The organism is Rhodococcus opacus B4, from assembly GCF_000010805.1.
GTDB lineage: Bacteria > Actinomycetota > Actinomycetes > Mycobacteriales > Mycobacteriaceae > Rhodococcus_F > Rhodococcus_F opacus_C.
This window is the reverse complement of the sequence record NC_012522.1, coordinates 2,157,956-2,175,200: the sequence shown is the minus strand read 5'-3', so window position 1 is coordinate 2,175,200 and position 17,245 is coordinate 2,157,956. Positions and strand designations below refer to the sequence as shown.

Annotated in this window: 13 protein-coding genes; 9 read left to right on the top strand and 4 right to left on the bottom strand. The window is 68.7% G+C overall.

Features of this window, described 5'->3' with window-relative positions; genetic code table 11:
* Window positions 1-12: 12 nt before the first annotated feature.
* The 3 genes from ROP_RS10135 to ROP_RS10125 all read right to left on the bottom strand — a co-directional run bounded on the left by ROP_RS10135 (window position 13) and on the right by ROP_RS10125 (window position 8,965).
* Window positions 13-1,077, bottom strand: coding sequence for an iron-siderophore ABC transporter substrate-binding protein (locus tag ROP_RS10135; RefSeq protein ID WP_012689241.1), 1,065 nt, complete (start codon window positions 1,075-1,077; stop codon window positions 13-15).
* Window positions 1,074-8,144, bottom strand: a complete 7,071-nt coding sequence (locus ROP_RS10130; protein ID WP_012689240.1) for an amino acid adenylation domain-containing protein — start codon at window positions 8,142-8,144, stop codon at window positions 1,074-1,076. Before ROP_RS10130 ends, ROP_RS10135 begins: the two co-directional genes overlap by 4 nt.
* Window positions 8,145-8,317: 173 nt before the next feature.
* Window positions 8,318-8,965, bottom strand: coding sequence for an isochorismatase family protein (locus ROP_RS10125; protein WP_012689239.1), 648 nt, complete (start codon window positions 8,963-8,965; stop codon window positions 8,318-8,320).
* 229 nt (window positions 8,966-9,194) lie between these two features.
* On the opposite strand from ROP_RS10125, the gene ROP_RS10120 reads away from it, so the two are divergent.
* From ROP_RS10120 to ROP_RS10100, 5 genes are read left to right on the top strand one after another with little or no spacing between them, the layout of a single operon-like run.
* Window positions 9,195-9,791: a DUF4178 domain-containing protein gene (locus ROP_RS10120; protein ID WP_012689238.1), complete on the top strand. Its 597-nt coding sequence runs from the start codon at window positions 9,195-9,197 to the stop codon at window positions 9,789-9,791.
* Window positions 9,788-10,312: a DUF2617 family protein gene (locus ROP_RS10115; protein WP_012689237.1), complete on the top strand. Its 525-nt coding sequence runs from the start codon at window positions 9,788-9,790 to the stop codon at window positions 10,310-10,312. Before ROP_RS10120 ends, ROP_RS10115 begins: the two co-directional genes overlap by 4 nt.
* Window positions 10,300-10,722 (top strand): DUF4247 domain-containing protein, encoded by a 423-nt coding sequence (locus ROP_RS10110; protein ID WP_043824528.1) that lies wholly within the window; start codon window positions 10,300-10,302, stop codon window positions 10,720-10,722. Before ROP_RS10115 ends, ROP_RS10110 begins: the two co-directional genes overlap by 13 nt.
* Before the next feature lie 28 nt (window positions 10,723-10,750).
* Complete coding sequence (locus ROP_RS10105; protein WP_012689235.1) at window positions 10,751-11,221, top strand: DUF350 domain-containing protein; 471 nt, start codon at window positions 10,751-10,753, stop codon at window positions 11,219-11,221.
* A gap of 4 nt (window positions 11,222-11,225) precedes the next feature.
* The gene (locus ROP_RS10100) at window positions 11,226-12,797 is read left to right on the top strand and encodes a polyamine aminopropyltransferase (protein ID WP_012689234.1); all 1,572 of its coding nucleotides are present in this window, start codon (window positions 11,226-11,228) and stop codon (window positions 12,795-12,797) included.
* A 49-nt stretch (window positions 12,798-12,846) separates the two neighbouring features.
* Here the strand turns inward: ROP_RS10100 and ROP_RS10095 are convergent, their stop codons facing one another.
* Window positions 12,847-13,509 carry an IclR family transcriptional regulator gene (locus tag ROP_RS10095; RefSeq protein WP_012689233.1) on the bottom strand — a complete coding sequence of 221 codons (663 nt, stop codon included), beginning with the start codon at window positions 13,507-13,509 and terminating at the stop codon, window positions 12,847-12,849.
* Window positions 13,510-13,715: 206 nt separating this feature from the next.
* Here ROP_RS10095 and ROP_RS10090 point away from each other — a divergent pair, with 206 nt between their 5' ends.
* The 4 genes from ROP_RS10090 to ROP_RS10075 are packed head-to-tail and all read left to right on the top strand — an operon-like array spanning window position 13,716 to window position 17,243.
* Window positions 13,716-14,150: a nuclear transport factor 2 family protein gene (locus ROP_RS10090; RefSeq protein ID WP_012689232.1), complete on the top strand. Its 435-nt coding sequence runs from the start codon at window positions 13,716-13,718 to the stop codon at window positions 14,148-14,150.
* Between the two features lie 51 nt (window positions 14,151-14,201).
* Window positions 14,202-15,038: an SDR family NAD(P)-dependent oxidoreductase gene (locus tag ROP_RS10085; protein ID WP_043826416.1), complete on the top strand. Its 837-nt coding sequence runs from the start codon at window positions 14,202-14,204 to the stop codon at window positions 15,036-15,038.
* Complete coding sequence (locus ROP_RS10080) at window positions 15,031-15,816, top strand: SDR family NAD(P)-dependent oxidoreductase (RefSeq protein ID WP_012689230.1); 786 nt, start codon at window positions 15,031-15,033, stop codon at window positions 15,814-15,816. The genes ROP_RS10085 and ROP_RS10080 overlap by 8 nt, the downstream gene beginning before the upstream one ends.
* Window positions 15,813-17,243 carry an FAD-dependent oxidoreductase gene (locus ROP_RS10075; RefSeq protein WP_012689229.1) on the top strand — a complete coding sequence of 477 codons (1,431 nt, stop codon included), beginning with the start codon at window positions 15,813-15,815 and terminating at the stop codon, window positions 17,241-17,243. Before ROP_RS10080 ends, ROP_RS10075 begins: the two co-directional genes overlap by 4 nt.
* Window positions 17,244-17,245: the final 2 nt, after the last annotated feature.

Genomic DNA, 17,245 nt, shown 5'->3' with positions numbered 1-17,245 from the left:
GTCAGGTGGGAACTAGCTGGCCTGAGCGTTGTTCGCGGCCTGCGACAGCTGCGGGAGCAGCTTGTCGAGCAGCCACGGCACGCTGAGCACGTTCGGCGAGCTCGACGCGAACACCAGCGGCGGATCGGTCAGACCCACGTAGGCGTTGTCGCGCACGGCCTTCACCCCGGCGAACAGCGGGTTCGACTGGACCTCGTTCTGCAGTTCGGGCGAGAGGTACCAGGCGAGCAGCACATCCGGGTTGTACGTGGGCAGCAGTTCCATGCTGACCGGAGCGGCGAACTTGGTCTGGTCACTGCTCTCCCGCAACTTCTGAGCGAGCGGGTCGACCGTGAATCCCAGGCTTGCCAGCATCTTCAGGCGAGGATCGGTGTCGAAGTAGAAGTTGTACGACCCCGGCTCGGTGCCGCTGCCGAAGGCCACCGTCTTGCCGGCGAATTCGGGGTGCTGCGACTTCGCCTGCGCCAGGGTGTCCTGCGTCTGCGTCACCAGCGCCTCGGCCTGCGCCGACCGGCCGAGGGCCTTGCCGACCGTGGTGATCTGGTCTTCCCAGCTCGTCGCCCAGCGACGCTCCGGGTACGCCACGGTCGGAGCGATCGCCGACAGCTTGTCGAACTGCTCCTGGTTCACACCGGAGTGCACGGCGAGGATCACGTCGGGGTCGAGGGCAGCGATCTGCTCGTACGGCATCTCCTTGCTCGACGCCGTCAGCAACGTGGGTTCCGCGTTCGGGTCGAGCTCCTCGAGCTTCGCGCGCGACCACGGCAGCAGGCCGTCGTCGGTTCCGGTGTCCGACTTCATGTTCTGCACGGCCACGGGCACGACGCCGAGCGACAGTGCCGCGTCCTCGCTGCCCCAGCCGATCGTGACGACGCGTTCCGGTGCCTCCGGGATCTCGGCGGTGCCGAGAGCCGACGGAATCGACACGGGGAAGGCCGACGCGTCGGCCTGTCCGGTGGCGGATCCCGCCGCGTCGGTGGAGTCGGACGTCGACTCACTGCAGGCACCCGCGAACAGCGCGGTTGCCGCCATCATCACGATTCCGGCTTTACGCCAGTATCTTCCGGACGTTTTCATCGATCTCCCTGTTCTGTGTTGGTGGGGTTGGTGCGAGAGCCGAACGAGGCGAGCGCCTCGTTCATGACGGAGCCGACTTCGCCGATCCAACGTGGCTGGGTCATGTCCTTGTGCTCGCAGTCGAGGTCGTGGTTGACGATGGTGCCGGTCAGGTAGGGCCGCCACAAGTCGTACGTCGCCGCGGTCGCAGGATTCCTGGCCGCAGTGAAGAAGAGCATGTCGGAGTCCACCACGATCTGTGAGGGTTCGGATTCGAGGCGCACGGCGTTCGCGAAGTTGTCGATCATCGCGGCCGGTGTGTGCTCGTTGATCCCGGCGAGGGCACTGCCCTCGCCGCGCAGGATGTCGATCACCTGCTGCCGGGTCAGGCCGTCCGCAATGAGCGGTTCCGGGTCGTAGCCGACCATGTACAGCAGCGCGGCGAGCGCGTCCTGTTCCGTCGGCATCGACGCCCACGCGTCCGACGGGAAGGAGTCGAGCATGACGAGCATGCCGAGTTCCTCGCCCTGGTTCTGCAGCGCGCCGGCGATGGCGTGCGCGACGACGCCGCCGAGCGACCATCCGAGGAGGTGGTACGGGCCCGTCGGCTGCACGGTCCGCATGTGCTCGATGTACTCGGCGGCCATGTCCTCGAGCGTTTCCGGCGGCCGCTTGGACGTCGACAGGTTCGACGCCTGTACGCCGTACAGCGGGTAGTCGGGGTCGATGTGCCGCAGCAGACCCGAGTAACCCCAGCTGATTCCGCCGGCAGGGTGGAAGCAGAACACCGGCGGCTTCGACCCCTCGGTGCGGAACGGCAGCAGGACGGCCAGCGCGTCGGCGTCGGAATCGTCGTCGAGGCGGTCGGCGAGTTGGGCCACCGTGGGGGCGGCGAACAGCGACGCCACCGTCGCGGTGACGGACAGGCGGGAGGAGATCGCGCTCATCAGCCCGGCCGCCATCAGCGAGTGGCCACCGAGGTCGAAGAAGCTGTCGTCGATGCCGACCCGCTCGATGCCGAGGGCCTCCGCGAACAGCTGGCACAGCACCTCTTCGCGGGCCGTGCGCGGCCCCCGCTCGGACACCTGCAGCGACAGGTGCGGAACGGGGAGCGACGACTGGTCCAGCTTGCCGTTCGGGAGGGTGGGGAACTCGTCGACGGCGATGAACGCGGCCGGAATCATATAGTCCGGCAACCGGCTGGCGGCGCGGCGGTGCAGTTGGTCGGGGTCGATCCGGCCGCCCGGCACCGACGTGGCGTACGCGACGAGCCGCTGATCGCCCGGTCGGTCCTCGCGGACCACGACGACGATGTGCTCGACGTCCGGATCTCCGGACAGCACGGCCTCGATCTCGTTGAGTTCGATGCGGAACCCGCGCACCTTGACTTGCGAATCGGCGCGGCCGGTGAAGTAGATCTGGCCGTCGCGGCCCCACCACACCACATCCGACGTCCGGTACATGCGACTGCCCGGGTCGGCGAACGGGTCGGCGATGAACCGTTCGGCGGTCTTGGGGCTCTGATTCCGGTATCCCCGGGTGACGCTGTCGCCCGCGAGGTACAGCTCGCCGGACACTCCCGGGGGCACCGGTCGCAGCGCGTGGTCGAGGACGTACGCGTGCTTGCCCGGGTCGACGACGCCGATGGGGACCGGGCCTTCGTGTCCCGGTTCGACGAGGGCAAGGGTGGCGTTGACCGTGCACTCGGTGGGTCCGTACGCGTTGAACAGCCTGCGGCCGGGTGCGTACCTCTCGATCAGCTGCGGTGTGAGCTTCTCGGCGCCGAGCATCAGGTCGACGCCGTCCGGGATGGGATGCTCCGGCGGGAAGGCGGCGGCGAAAGACGGTGGCACACCGACGAAGTTCACGTCGTGTTCGTTGATGACCCGGGCGAGAGGCTCGCCGGGGATGCGGTCGGCGTCCGTTGCGACCACGAGCGTTCCGCCCGACAGCACTCCCCACATGATCTGCCAGAACGCGAGGTCGAAGCTGATGGACGAGAAGTGCAGCGCCCGCGTGCTGTGGTCCATGCCGATCACGTCGGACTGCAGCGACAGCAGGTCTGCGATGCCGAGGTGGGGGACGACGACGCCCTTGGGCACGCCCGTCGAACCGGATGTGTAGATGAGATACGCGGCGTCGTCGAGTTGCAGTGGCCTGCTGCGGTCGGCGTCCGTGGGAGCCGTGACCGGCTGGGTGTCGAGCAGGGCCTGCAGGTCCGGATCGTCCAGGTCGAGGATGGGCACCTCGGTGCCCAGCGGGGTGCGGTCGGGCACCCCGACGGACGAGGTGAGGATCGCGACCGGGGTGCCGTCGGCGAGCATGTGCGCGATCCGGTCGGCCGGGTACGTGGGGTCGACGGGAAGATACGCGGCACCGCTCTTCAGCACGGCGAGAACACTGATGATCAGCTCGGCGGAGCGGTCGAGGGCGAGCGCGACCACGTCGCCGGGGCCGGCGCCCCGCGAGATCAGGAGGTGGGCGATCCGGTTCGCGCGTTCGTCCAGTTCCTGGTAGGTGAGCGAGACGGCGGGCCGCACGCTCGATCCGACGGCGAGGGCCTCGGCGTCGGGTGTGCGGGCCACCTGCTCCGAGAAGTACTCGTCGAACGTGCGCGCGGGGATGGAGTGTTCCGCGTGTGACCACTCGCCGAGCACCCGGTCCCGCTCCTGCGGGGTCAGGATGTCGAGCCTGCCGATCCGCTGCCCGTGGTTCGCGACGAGCCGCTCGATCACCACGGCGAGGCGGTCGGCGAGAGATTCGACCGTTGCGGCGTCGAAGAGTTCGGTCGAATACTCCACCGTGACGTCGACGCCGCCGCTGTCCGGACGTTCCTGGAAGCGCAGCGCCAGATCGAATTTCGCGGACGTCGCATCGAGCATCCGCACGGACGCGGTCGTTCCGTCGAATTGTTCCGCCGTGCCGTCCTGCTTCCAGTGCGAGAGCATCACCTGGAACAGGGGGTGGCGGGCCGACGACCGTGGGGGATTGACCAACTCCACGATGCGGTTGAACGGCACGTCGGCGTGGTCGACGGCGTCGAGGTCGACGGCCCGGACCCGGTCCAGCAGCTCGTCGAACGTCGGGTCGCCCGAGACGTCGGTCCGCAGGACCACCGTGTTGATGAAGCAGCCCACCATGGCGTCGAGGTCGGGGTCACTGCGCCCGGCGACGGGCACACCGAGGGCGATGTCCTCTCCGGCACCGAGCCTTTCGAGCAGCACGGCCACCGCGGCATGGACGATCATGAAGAAGCTGGCGCGGCGCTCGGCGGCCAACCGGTCGACGGCAGCGTGCAATTCGGGCGAGAGGCTGCGGCGCACGGTCGCGCCGCGATTGGTGGGCAGGGCCGGTCGCGGCCGGTCGGTGCGCCAGCCCAGTTCGAGCGGCAGGCCGGCGAGTTGCTTCCGCCAGTAGTCGAGTTGGCCGCGCAGGAGGGCGGTGTCCTCGCCGGTGCCCGCCCCGATCCGGTCGCGCTGCCACACCGCGACATCGGGATACTGCAGCGGCAGCGGCGTGAAGGACGGGGCCCGGCCCGCACGGCGGGCGTTGTACGCGAAGGCGAGATCGTCGAGCAGCTTCGACTGCGACCATTCGTCGCCGATGATGTGGTGCATCAACAGGACCAGGGTGTGCTGGGGTTCGTACAGCACGGCCCGCAGCGGCGGCTGCTCGGTGAGTCCGAGTCCCACCGTCGTCATCGCCGCGATGTGCCCCTCGATGTTGCCGACGTTGTCGACACGCTCGAGCCGGACCTTCGCATCCCCGGCGGGAAGCACCACCTGGTGAGGCACCGCGTCGACGAGGGGGAACACCGTCCGCAGCGACTGGTGCCGGGTCACGACGTCGCCCAGGGCCTCGGACAGGGCGCCCGGTTCGAGGCCGTCTCCGAAATCGACGGCCAGCGCCAGCAGGTATGTCCCGCCGCCGGCCGCGCTGTCGAGGAACCACAGGCGCTCCTGCGCGGGGGACAACGGCACCGGCGTGCCCTCGGGGAGGCCCCTCGGGGACGGCCTGCTCGCGGACACCCGCTCGCCGGCATCCTCGACGAGTGCGGCCACCGCGGCCACGGTGGGGTTCTCGAACACCGTCGCAACCCGCAGCGGCACATCCAGTTCCGCGGTGATCGCGGACACGAGGGCGGCGGCGAGGAGGGAGTTGCCGCCCAGCGCGAAGAAGTCGTCGTGGACGCCGACCTGTTCGGCGCCGAGGATCGAGGTGAACAGCGGGAGGATCCGGGCCTCGGTGTCGGTCCGCGCGACGTCGCCGGCCTGTCCGAGCCACCGGGGAGCGGGCAGCGCGTCCTTGTCGACCTTGCCGTTGTGGGTCAACGGCAACCGGTCGAGCGTCACCAGCGCCGACGGTGTCATGTATCCGGGAAGCGAGCGGACGAGGTGCGCCCGCACCTGGTCTTCGACCGCCTCGTGCGCCGCGCCCGGCCGGGGCACGACGTACCCGACGATCCGCTGGTCGCCGGCCTGCTCGTGCACCGTGGCGACCGCCGCCTGCACGTCGGGGACCGCGGTCATCGCGGCGGTGATCTCGCCGAGTTCGACGCGGTAACCGCGCAATTGGATTTGGTCGTCGATCCGGCCGTGGTAGTGGAGGGCGCCGCTCGCGTCGTAGCGGGCGAGGTCGCCGGTGCGGTACATGCGCGTCCCGCCCGGTGTGAACGGGTCGGCGACGAACCGCCCCGACGTCAGGTCGGGTCGCCCGAGGTAACCGGGGGACAGTCCGGGGCCGGACACGTAGATCTCGCCGGTGACACCGGGCGGCACCGGACGCAGCCCCGGCCCGAGAACGTAGGTGCGCAGGTCGCCGAGCGGAGCCCCGATGTCCACGACGTCGGCCGCGGTGACCTTCGTCGCGGTGACGTGGACGGTGGTCTCGGTGATGCCGTACATGTTGACCAGAGCGGTTTTCGTGCCCGTTTCGGCGGCGGTGAACCAGGCGCGCAGCACGGCGGGATCGAGGGCTTCACCGCCGAACACGACGTACCGCAGTCGCAGCCGGTCGAACGAGCCCGCGCGGACGAGTGCGTCGACGAGGTGCCCGAATGCGGACGGAGTCTGGTTCAGGACGGTGACACCCTCGTCGACGAGCAGGGCGGCGAGGTCGGCCGGTGACGTGAGGGTGGCCTCGTCGACCGTGACGAGGCGGCCGCCGTGCAGCAGCGCACCCCAGATCTCCCACACGGAGAAATCGAACGCATACGAGTGCAGCAGCGGCCAGCAGTCGTCCTCGGTGAACGTGAACCATTCCCTGGAGACCTCGAACAGGCGGATCACGTTGCGGTGTGGAATCGGAACACCCTTGGGCGCACCTGTGGATCCGGACGTGTAGATGATGTAGGCGATGTCGTCGGCGCGCACCGGGTCGTCGAAGTCGCCGGCGTCAGTCTGCCCGGCGTCTTCTTGGATCCGGGGGAGGTCGCCGAGCAGGTCGGCGGATCCGATTCCCAGCGTCGGCTGCGCGTCGCTCAGGATGAACCGGGCCCGCTCGGCCGGGGAGGACGGATCGATCGGCAGGTAGGTCGCGCCGCTGCGGAGAATCGCGAGGACGGCGACGATCAGATCGGTGCCGCGGGGGAGGCTGACGGCCACGACGGTGCCGCGTCGGGCACCGGCCGACCTCAGCTGCCGGGCCAGGGCGGCGCTGCGATCCGAGAGCTCCCGGTACGTCACGTCGTTCACCGCGACACGGTCCGGATGGGTGCGCGCCTGGGCGAGGAAGGCGGAGACGATGCTGTGGGGCTGTGGCGCTGGGGCCGCGCCGGTCCGGTCGAGGCCCGCCGCCGACCGCCACAGCTGCAGCTCGTCCGGGGCGCAGAGGTCCACCACTGAGACGGGTTCCGTTGCCACGGAAACGCTTCGGAGGTAGTGCGCGAAGCGGTGCGTGTGGTCGCGGATCTCGGCAGCGCAGTACACCTCGGGATTTCCGGCCCATTCGAGCGTCAGTTCGTCGCCGGCGCCGGAGACGGAGATCACCACGTCCTCCACCGGACCGGTGGCCAGTTGGTGCACCGACGCGGACGTGGGGCCGAAAGCGATTCTGGCGGCGAACGGTTTGACGTTCACCACCGCTCCGCCGGTGACGCGGCTCCCGGCGTCCCGGACGCGCTGGAACGGGCGTGTTTCGGACAGTGCTGCGGCCACGCGACCGATCACGTCGGCGAACGTCGGCCGGGAGTCGAGCGGAATGCGGAGCGGCACGATGTTCGTGGCCGTGACAGGTGACGCCAACTCGATTCCGTTGCGGGCCAGCACCGGAACCCGCAGCGTCACTTCCTCGCCTCCGGTGTGGGCGCCGAGGTACGCGGCGGCGGCCGCGTACACCGCCTCCGCCCACGTGGTCGCCTGCCCGGCGGCCGCGGCGCGCAGGCCCTGCGCGACGTCGGGGTCGATCGGAATCGTGCATCGGTGGGGATCGGCGGCCGGCCGGCGCACCGTGTCGCTGAATCCGACCGGACGCGAGAGGGCAGGCGGCGCGCTGCCGGGGGCCGCGGCGTCGAACTCGTGTGCGGCCCGAACGTGTTCGCTCAGCGGCGGGAACTTGGCCGGTCGGGGTTCGGTGCCCGCGAGCCGGGCCGCGTAGAGCGCCGCCACACGGCGGGTGAGCAGCGAATACCCGTAGGCGTCCAGCAATGCGTGTGGGGCGCGGAGGTACCAGATCGCACCGGATTCGGCCGTGATCAGTGCCGTGCGCACGAGGGGAGCGGAGTCGAAGTCGAGCGGTCGGCGCACGTCCTCGCGCATCCATTCGAGGGCCGCTGCCCTGTCGAGATCGAGGCGCTCGAGATCGGGTGCGAGGAGCGGATCGTGTACCTGGATCACGTCGGCCGAATCGGCACCGGGTGCGGCCTCGAAGCGGACCGCGAGCACCTCGGCCTCGCCGATCACCGTGCGTATCGCCGCGGCGAGAGCATCGAGGTCGACGGGGGCCGCGACCTCCACGTATTCGGCTGTCGTGAACGCCGACCGGGTGGGGTCCAGATGGTGCCCGGCCCACAGTTCGCGCTGGGCGGCGGTCAAGCTGACGTCGGTGTCCGCCCCGGTCTGCAGGGTGGACGGCGATATCGAAAGGGACATCTAACAGGCGCTCCTGATGCTTTCGGCTTTCGGGCTTTGGGCTTTCGGGCTTTCAGCTACTCAGCGTGTCAGGTTAGCCTAACCACATGGGCCGTGGTGATCCGACCGCCGACGCACACCGGCGCAGGCTTCGGAGGGAAGCACTGCGCCGGAGTGGGGTCTTGGGGGTCGGCTCAGCCGACTTCGAGCGGGGACAGCGCCGAGACCAGCGCATCCGTGGTGGTCACCGAACCGCAGCGCTTGGCCGCGTAGGTGAGCGCCATGAGGTGCTCGTCACGGCTGAAATCCGCAGTCGCGTCGGAGACCAGGAACGGCTGGACGTCCGACATGAACGCCTCGGCGGCACTGAGCATGCAGCCCATGTGCGTGTACACGCCCGTCACGATCAGCTGGTCGCGGCCGTGGTGGCCGAGCAGTTGCCGGAGGTCGGTGCGCTGGAAGGCCGAATAGCGCCATTTGGTCACCTGGATGTCGCCCTCGCGGGGGGCGAGCGGCTCGACCACCTCGGTGTCGCGGCCCGACGTCAGTCCAGGGCCCCAGAAGTCGGCGAGGATGCCGCGACGGGACGGGTGCTGGTCGCCCGGCTGCATCGTGTAGATCACGGGAATCCCGGCTTCCGAGCAGAGTTCGCGAATCCGGACCATGTTGGCCATCGCCGTCGACATCGGCTCCGCGCGCACGTCGTACGCGTCGATGAAGTAGTTCTGCATGTCGTGGACCAGCAGTGCGGAGCGCCGGGGGTCGAGGCGCCAGGACACCTTCGATTCGGGGACCTCGTGGATCTCCGGGATCGTGTAGGTCGAAATGGGCGGGATGGCCATAGGGTTCGGTTCCTCACTGTCGGTTCTGTCGACTTCTGGGCGTATGCCGCGCGAATCGCGGGAAACGACAGCGCTCCGCCCCACCGCTCGCGCGTTCGGTTAGGCTAGCCTTTGCTACCTGGCTTCTGCAATCGCTACGTGTGCGGGAGTGCGGCGCACAGTAAGGTGACTGACCGGTGGGGGCCGGGCACAGGCCTCCCGCGCCGGAGCCGCTGACCAGGAGAGACCGTTGACCAAGCTGCTGTTACTGCTGCTGATCGTTGTCGTGATCGTGGGCATCGTGCTGATCCTGCGAAATCGGTCCGGGCGGAACAAGGGTCCCGCTGCCCGGGTCGATCCGCTCGCCGACTACCCGGAGGTGTACGACCCGTACAAGATCGGAGTCGGCGACATCATCACGTACGCCGGAATCGATCACGTCGTGCGCGGCACCATCACCCTCGACGAAGAGGGCTACATCTGGCACGAGCACCTCCTCGACGGGTCGACCGGCCAGCGGTGGCTCACCGTCGAGAACGACGAGGGCAACCTCGACATGACGCTGTGGATGCGCCGGGAGGGCACGGGACTCGAACCCGGCGGTGACGTGATCCTCGACGACAGGGTGCACCGGCAGATCGAGCGCGGCACCGCCTCGTTCACGGCGGAAGGCACCACCGGCACCGCACCCCAGGGCATCGTCGACTACGCCGATTACGCGACGGCAGACAAGACCGGCCTGCTGTCCTTCGAGCGCTGGGCGCGGACGCAGTCGTGGGAGGTCTCTACCGGGCGCGCCGTCACCCGGGGTGAACTGACCGTGATCCATTCCGGTCCGCCGCAGTGACCCTGCACGTCCTCGACATCGAATCGCGGGATGTGACGGCCGAGGCGCTCGGTCTCGTCGTGAACGCCGAAACCCCGCTTCCGCTGGCCGAACTCACCATCACCTACGGCGACGACCGGGTGACTCTCGGAGTGCTCGGGGCGTCACACGCGGTAACGGCGACCGTGGCGGGCAGCCGGATCACCGAGCAGGTGTCGTGCGACGCGATCCGGGCCGGCGGCAGACCGCTGCCGGTGTCCGACAGCGCGAACGGGTACCGCTTCGACTCGACCACCGACGTCGTCGACCGCGCCCACCTCGAGCGGACCGCCGATTGGCTGCGACGGCAGGCCACCGAGGTGGAGGGGTGGATCTGTGGGGCGTTCCCCGGAGACCACACCGCTCTGACCGCGCTGACGGCGTCGCGTGAGCATGCCGGCGGATGGGTCTGGCAGACCTGGCATCTGTATCCGGGAGACCATCTGTACGCAGGAGACAAGGGCGGGGTGATCGTGAAGACGCGAAGCAGGTGGCTGCCGTGAGCAGGTTCGGGACACACGTGCGGCTCGCGCCGATGCTGCTCCTGGTGTTGGCCGCGACCGCGTGCGGCGGCGGTGTCCGCGATTACATCGCCGACACGTACGCCCTGCAGAACACCGCGGGCGACGCGAAGACGTACACGTCGAAGGACCCGGTGGGCACCACCGTCTCGACGATCGTCGCCGAGGAGCCGCCTGCGGCCCGGAAGGCCGACGGCGGCAACGAATATTTGCGCTACGACGACGACATCGTCACGGTCAGCGGCGCGCCGGGCGGCGGCAGCCTCGTCCGCGTCGAAGACATCGACGGACGCTACCGAAGCGGCGGGTACGCCTATCTGGGGCCCGGTTTCAATCCGGGCTCACCGGCGGGCGGCGCCGGCGGCAGCGGCGGATCCGGCAGCGCGAAATGACACAGACCACTCGACTCGGGAGAAGCGCGTGAACACCACCTACACGGCGGCAGCAACGGAAATCGGCAGCGTCGACGTCGGACTGCTCGCCGTCGGCATGCTCGGCACCCTGGCCTACTTCGTCGTCGGCATCGCCGTCCTCGGAGTCGGCTTCGCCGTCCTCGACCTCGCCACCCCCGGCAACCTCCGCCACCAGGTGTACGTCGACAAGAACCCCAACGCGGCGATCCTTTTGGCGTCCAACCACCTCGCCCTCGCCATCGTCGTGGTCACCGCGATCCTCACCAGTTCCGACGGATTCGCGCAGGGACTCGCCGACTCCGCGGTCTACGGCCTCTTCGGGGTACTGCTGCAGGTCATCGCGCTGCGCCTGATGAACGTGCTGCTGCCGGGGCAACTCGTCGGACTGGTCGGGAACCCGCAGATGTGCGGTGCGGCCTGGGCGGTCGGTGCGAGCCTCTTCGCCATCGGCCTCGTGAACGCCGCCGCACTCACGTGATCCCGTGAATGCTCCTGCCGTAGAGTCGGATTCCCGTGCCGCACGCCCCCTGGGGCCGCGGGCCCGGGCGTTCCTGCTGGCCGCGGTGGCCGCCTGCGCGGCGTGCGGACTGATCTACGAACTGGCCCTGCTGACACTGTCGGTCAGTCTGACCGGTGGGGGGATCACCCAGACGTCGCTGATCGTGGCGGGTTTCGTGGCCGCGCTCGGGGTCGGTGCCCTCGCCGCCAAACCGCTGCTCTCCACCGCGGCCGCGTCGTTCGTGGTCGTCGAGATCGTCCTCGGACTCGTCGGCGGATTCAGCGCGGTGACGCTGTACGTGACGTTCACGTTCTTCGGTTCCAGCGCACTCGTTCTGGTGCTCGCCACCGCGCTGATCGGTGTGCTCGTCGGTGCCGAGGTGCCGTTGCTGATGACGCTGCTGCAGTCGGACCGCGGCGACACCGACGCCGAGAGCACCGGAAAGGTGCTGGCGAACCTCAACGCGGCCGACTACGCAGGCGCCCTCGTCGGCGGCCTGCTCTGGCCGTTCGTCCTGCTGCCGGTCGCCGGAATGATCCGCGGCGCCGCGATCACCGGCATCATCAACCTCGTCGCCGCCGCCGTCGTGGCGCTGATCCTGCTGCGCTGGCAGCTGAGCCTGCGCACGCGACTCCTCGCCGTCGTGGCGCTGCTCGTCGCCGCCGCCTGCATCGCGGTGCTGCTGGTCCGCGCCGACGGCATCGAGACCACGTCCCGGCAACGCCTCTACACCGATCCCGTCGTCGCCGCGGAAAGGTCGCAGTACCAGGAGATCGTGGTCACCGAGCGAGGCGGAGACGTGCGGCTCTTCCTCGACGGCGACCTCCAGTTCTCCAGCGTCGACGAACACCGGTACACCGAATCGCTGGTGTACCCCGCGATGGCGGACGACCCGAAGCGGGTACTGATCCTCGGCGGCGGCGACGGCCTCGCCGCCCGCGAGGTCCTGCGACTGCCCGGCGTCGAGGACATCGTGCAGGTGGAACTCGACCCGGCCGTCATCGAACTCGCGAACACGCGACTGTCCGGGCTGAACCAGGGAGCGCTGCAGAACCCGCGCGTGCACGTGGTCCTCGACGATGCGTTCCGGTGGCTGCGCGACGCACCGGACTCGGGATTCGACGCCGTCATCGTGGACCTCCCCGACCCCGACACCCCGGCGCTCGGGCGGCTGTACTCCACCGAGTTCTACGGTCTCGCCGCCGCCGCACTGAACCCCGGCGGACTGATGGTGGTGCAGTCGGGAAGCCCCTATTCGACGCCGGACGCATACTGGCGCACCACGTCGACCGTCGCGTCGGCGGGTCTGGCCGTCACGCCGTACCACGTGCTGGTGCCGAGCTTCGGGGACTGGGGTTACGTCCTTGCCCGGCGCGGACCCGAACCGCCGGCCCTGCGCCTGCCCCACGACGCCCCCGAACTGCGCTTCCTCGACGAGCAGACCCTCGCCGCCTCCGCGATCTTCCCGCGCGACCGCCCCCGTCGCGAGCTCGAGCCCTCGACCCTCGACCGCCCGCGCATCGTCGACGACATGCGGAAGGGCTACGAGCGCTGAGCACCCGTGAGTACTTGTCAACCGCCGGGCGTTAATAAGTACTCACAGGTCAGCGCAGCAGGTTGCCGAGCGTGCGGGCGGCGTCCACGACCGCTGAACCCAGCGACTCCTCGTCGGGCATCTCGAAGATCGACACTCCCACGCTCGCGAGTGCATCGCCGCGCCGCCCGGGAATGGCCGCGGAGACACCGAGTACGGACGGGATCACCTCGCCGTCTGTGACGGCGTAGCCCCTAGCTCGGGCCACGGTCACCTCTTCGCGTTCACCCTCGACCGCGGGGAGCGCGGCGAGGATCGCCAGTCCCGCCGAACCTCGGTCGACGGGATCGACCTGGCCGGGACGGAACGCGACGTGAACCTTCGCGCTGCGCGGTTCCACTACCATCAGGGCCCGGACTTCCGTCGCGTTCTCGCGGACGACGAGATGCACGGTGGCCTGGACTGCGTCGGCCAGCTCTTCGAGTACGGGTCGTGCCACTGTGCGCAGATCCTGCTCGACGGGTTCGGCGAGGGTCACCAGTCCCGCACCGAGCGTGACGCGTTTGAATCCGTCCTTCCGGCAGAGTCGATGTGCCTCGAGGGTGCGGATCAGCCGATGCGCGACGGTCCGGTGGACGTCGATCCCGTCGGCTATCTCCGTGACGGACAGTCCGTGCGGATGGGCCGTCAGCAACTCGAGAATCTCGAGTCCGTGGTGGAGGGTTTTCGACATTCCCGAATCGAGCTGAACTGCGCTTTTGCGTGAATGTTCCGGCGGCCGTTCGTCGGTCGTGCCCACTGTCTTGCCCACCCTCCTTGACGTCTGTGAGGTGCGACACCTACTCTTTCATCATATCGCACAGTGCGTGCGATTATCGCACAACACTTCGAGTAGGGCAAGTGCCGCGACTGACGCGGAACGGGTCCAGGGAGCACTCCATGAGCAGTAGTACCGGGTCCGTCGATGCGGTGACCGTCGCTCAGCTGCACCAGCTGTACGGGCGGCAGAGTCACCTCATCGACGGTGGCGACGCCGCCGGGTGGGCGCAGACGTTCACGGACGACGGCGAATTCCATTCCCCCAGTTACCCGGAGCCTGTGGCGGGCACGGACGCGTTGATCGCATTCGCGGAACGGTTCCACACCCGGGCACGGGCCGCGAACGAGGTCCACCGCCACGTGATCACCAACGTCGTGATCGACGAGGTTCGCGACGGCGCCGCCACCGTGCGGGCCTACCTGCAGATCGTTGCCACCTCGATCGGTGGCGACTCGCGACTCGTGCGGATGACCACCCTCACCGATCGCGTGGTGCCGGTCGGTGACCGGTGGCGGATCGCCCGCCGCGACATACGGCGCGACGACGCTGCGTAGTGCCCGTTGGGCCGAGAACACATTTTCGAGATGACAGAGAAAGAGAACACCATGACCGCAAGTGCAGACCAGACCAACCCCGGCCGGACCGTGACCGCGCAGATGACCGCGCGGTACCCGGAGATGGAAGGCAAGGTCGCGGTGGTCACCGGCGCAGCCCAGGGGATGGGTGCGGCGTTCGCATCCGGCCTCGCCACCCGCGGCGTCCACGTGGTCGGCGCCGACATCAACGAAGACCAGATGAAGCTCACCGCCGAGGAGATCACGACTGCTCTCGCGTCGAAGTCCCTGGCCGATCATGCCGGGACCGTCGTCGGCGCGCGGATCGACGTCACCAAAGCGGAGGAGCACGAGGCTCTCGCGCAGGTGGCGCTGAAGGAGTTCGGCCGCATCGACTTCTGGATCAACAACGCGGGAATCTTCCCCTTCGCCCTGGCGGAGGAGATCTCCCCGGAACAGATCGGTGCCACGCTGTCCGTCAATGTCGAGGGTGTCCTCTTCGGCGCTCAGGCCGCGGCCCGCCACATGCAACACGGCGGTGCGATCGTCAACATGTCGTCCGTGTCGGCGCTCCGGGTCCGGAAGGGACGCGGCGCGTACTGCACGTCGAAGGCGGCGGTCGCGCACCTCACCGAATCGCTCGCAGTCGAATTCGGGGACAAGGGTATTCGCGTGAACTCCATCGCACCGGGATACATCGACACGGCGATGACACAGTGGGTGCAGGACGACCCCGCCGCACTGAAGCACGCCCTCGATGTGGTCCCGCTGCACCGTCTCGGCTCGCCGGAAGAGGTATTCGGCCCGCTGCTGTTCCTGTTGTCGGACAGCGCGCGTTACGTGACGGGGCACAGCATCGCCGTCGACGGTGGTTCGCGTCATGTCTGAGTCGGTGAACTACCCCGGCGTCGTCCTGATCACCGGAGCCGCCGGCGGCATGGGTGCGAATCACGCCCGCGCCCTCGCGGCCAGGGGAACACACGTATGTATTGCCGACGTGGCGGATTGCTCGACCGTCGTCGAGGAGATCACGCTGGCAGGGGGATCGGCGTCCGCACACGAACTCGACGTCACCGACACCGTCGCCTGGGCCCGGGTCGTCGACGAGATCCGCAACGCCCGAGGCGAATTGGGTGGACTGGTCAACAACGCCGGTATCTCGCGCCGGCTGGAATTCATGGACACTCCCGACGACGTCTGGGAACTGACCATGAGGATCAACCTCTTCGGGCCCTTCTACGGCATGAAGGCAGTCGCCCCGCTCCTGCGCGACAGCGGCGGCGGCTCCATCGTCAACATCTCGTCGATCTCCGGGCAGATCGGCTACTTCTCGCCCGCGTACTCGTCGAGCAAATGGGGACTGACCGGGCTGTCGAAGTCGGCGGCCGGGAATTTTGCCCAGTGGGGCATCCGGGTCAACTCCGTGCATCCGGGTCTCGTGAGCACGGCATTGCTCGGTGGCGCGGACGACTTCGTCCGGGCCGCGGTCGACAGCATTCCCTTCGGTCGCATGGGCACCCCGGACGAGATCACGGACGCCGTCCTGTTCCTGCTGTCCGACCGCTCCACCTACATGAGCGGAAGCGAGGTCACCATCGACGGCGGCCTCGTGTCGAACGGCCTGTACCACCGCATCATTGCGGAGACGGGAGCAAACCTTTCATGAGCGACGACTTCGACGTCATCGTCGTCGGTGGGGGCGGAGCCGGACTTGCCGCGGCCGTCTCCGCCGCCGAACAGGGTGCCACGGTGCTGCTGTTCGAGTCGGAGACCGCACTCGGCGGTTCGACGCAACTGTCGGCGGGACTGTTCACCGCGGCCGGCACCAGCGTGCAGCGCGGTCTGGGTGTCGAGGACTCCGCCGAGAAGTTCTTCCAGCACTACATGGACCTCAACCAGTGGATGCTGGCGCCCGGATTGATCCGCACATTCTGCGAGAACGCCGGCCCCACCCTCGAATGGCTGATCGAACTCGGCGTCGAGGTTCCGGCGGTGGTCTCCGCCAACGCTCACCAGCCCGGCCTGTGCCAGGCCGGAGTCGAGGACGTCTGGCGGGGCCACGTCCCGAAAGACCAGGGTTACGGTCTCGTGCAGGTGCTCGACAGGGCGCGACGCGAGCACGGCATCGAGGCGATCCTGAACACGCGCGTACAGAAGCTGATCGAGGAGGACGGCCGAGTCGTGGGAGTCGTCGCCGACGACATCGAGGTCCGGGCAGGCGCCGTCGTCGTCGCGTCCGGCGGGTTCGCGCAGGACCCCGAACTCATCGATCGCCACTACCCGGCCGCGAACAACGCCGGCGACTCGCTGTTCGTGGTCGCGGCACCCGGCAGTCGGGGCGACCACCTCCGTTTCGGGCGGGCCGTCGACGCCGCCGTCACGGGCGACGGCTGGGGGCTCATGCTCCCGACCGTCTACTTCCAGCGGTTCCATCACTGGCAGTCCGGGTTCCCGCCCAAGTCGCGGGTGTATGTCAACCGGGACGGCCGGCGGTTCATGGACGAGGACGCGTCCTACGCGGTGTCCACGGGCATCATCGAAGCCCAGGGCGGATACGCCTGGATGATCTTCGACGAGAAGGCGCGCGTGAACCTCGCGCCCGGGTACGCCGACTGGACACCCGAACGGATCGCCGACGAGGTGGCGGCTGGACGCACGTTCAGCGCCAGCAGCCTGACGGACCTCGCGGAGCAGATCGGGGTTCCCGCCGACGTCCTCGACGCCACCGTCGCCCGGTGGAACGACCAGCTACCCGCCGGCGTCGACGCGGACTTCCTGCGGCATCGGACGCTCCGGAACAAGGGTTCGGCCGAGAACCCCGACCCGATCGGCGAGGCCCCGTTCTACGCCGCGCAGATCCTTCCCGCCGAACTCGTGTGCACCCACGCGGGCATGGAAATCGATGGAAACGCCGCCGTCGTCGACGTGCGAGGATGCCCGATTCCGGGCCTCTACGCAGCGGGCGAAGCCGGAGCAGGCATCCTGGGACTCAGGTATGTCGGTGGCGGCAACGCGGTGGCCAACGCTCTGACCATGGGCCGCATCGCGGGCCGAAACGCGGCGAAGGCCGCACAAGGTCCCCATCCCTCATAGGA

What these genes read in the sequence shown, in the direction of transcription:
- ROP_RS10135 (WP_012689241.1), bottom strand. Translation starts at nt 1,077, where the DNA reads ATGAAAACGTCCGGAAGATACTGGCGTAAAGCCGGAATCGTGATGATG.
- ROP_RS10075 (WP_012689229.1), top strand. Translation starts at nt 15,813, where the DNA reads ATGAGCGACGACTTCGACGTCATCGTCGTCGGTGGGGGCGGAGCCGGA.
- ROP_RS10080 (WP_012689230.1), top strand. Translation starts at nt 15,031, where the DNA reads ATGTCTGAGTCGGTGAACTACCCCGGCGTCGTCCTGATCACCGGAGCC.
- ROP_RS10125 (WP_012689239.1), bottom strand. Translation starts at nt 8,965, where the DNA reads ATGGCCATCCCGCCCATTTCGACCTACACGATCCCGGAGATCCACGAG.
- ROP_RS10095 (WP_012689233.1), bottom strand. Translation starts at nt 13,509, where the DNA reads ATGTCGAAAACCCTCCACCACGGACTCGAGATTCTCGAGTTGCTGACG.
- ROP_RS10085 (WP_043826416.1), top strand. Translation starts at nt 14,202, where the DNA reads ATGACCGCAAGTGCAGACCAGACCAACCCCGGCCGGACCGTGACCGCG.
- ROP_RS10130 (WP_012689240.1), bottom strand. Translation starts at nt 8,144, where the DNA reads ATGTCCCTTTCGATATCGCCGTCCACCCTGCAGACCGGGGCGGACACC.
- ROP_RS10090 (WP_012689232.1), top strand. Translation starts at nt 13,716, where the DNA reads ATGAGCAGTAGTACCGGGTCCGTCGATGCGGTGACCGTCGCTCAGCTG.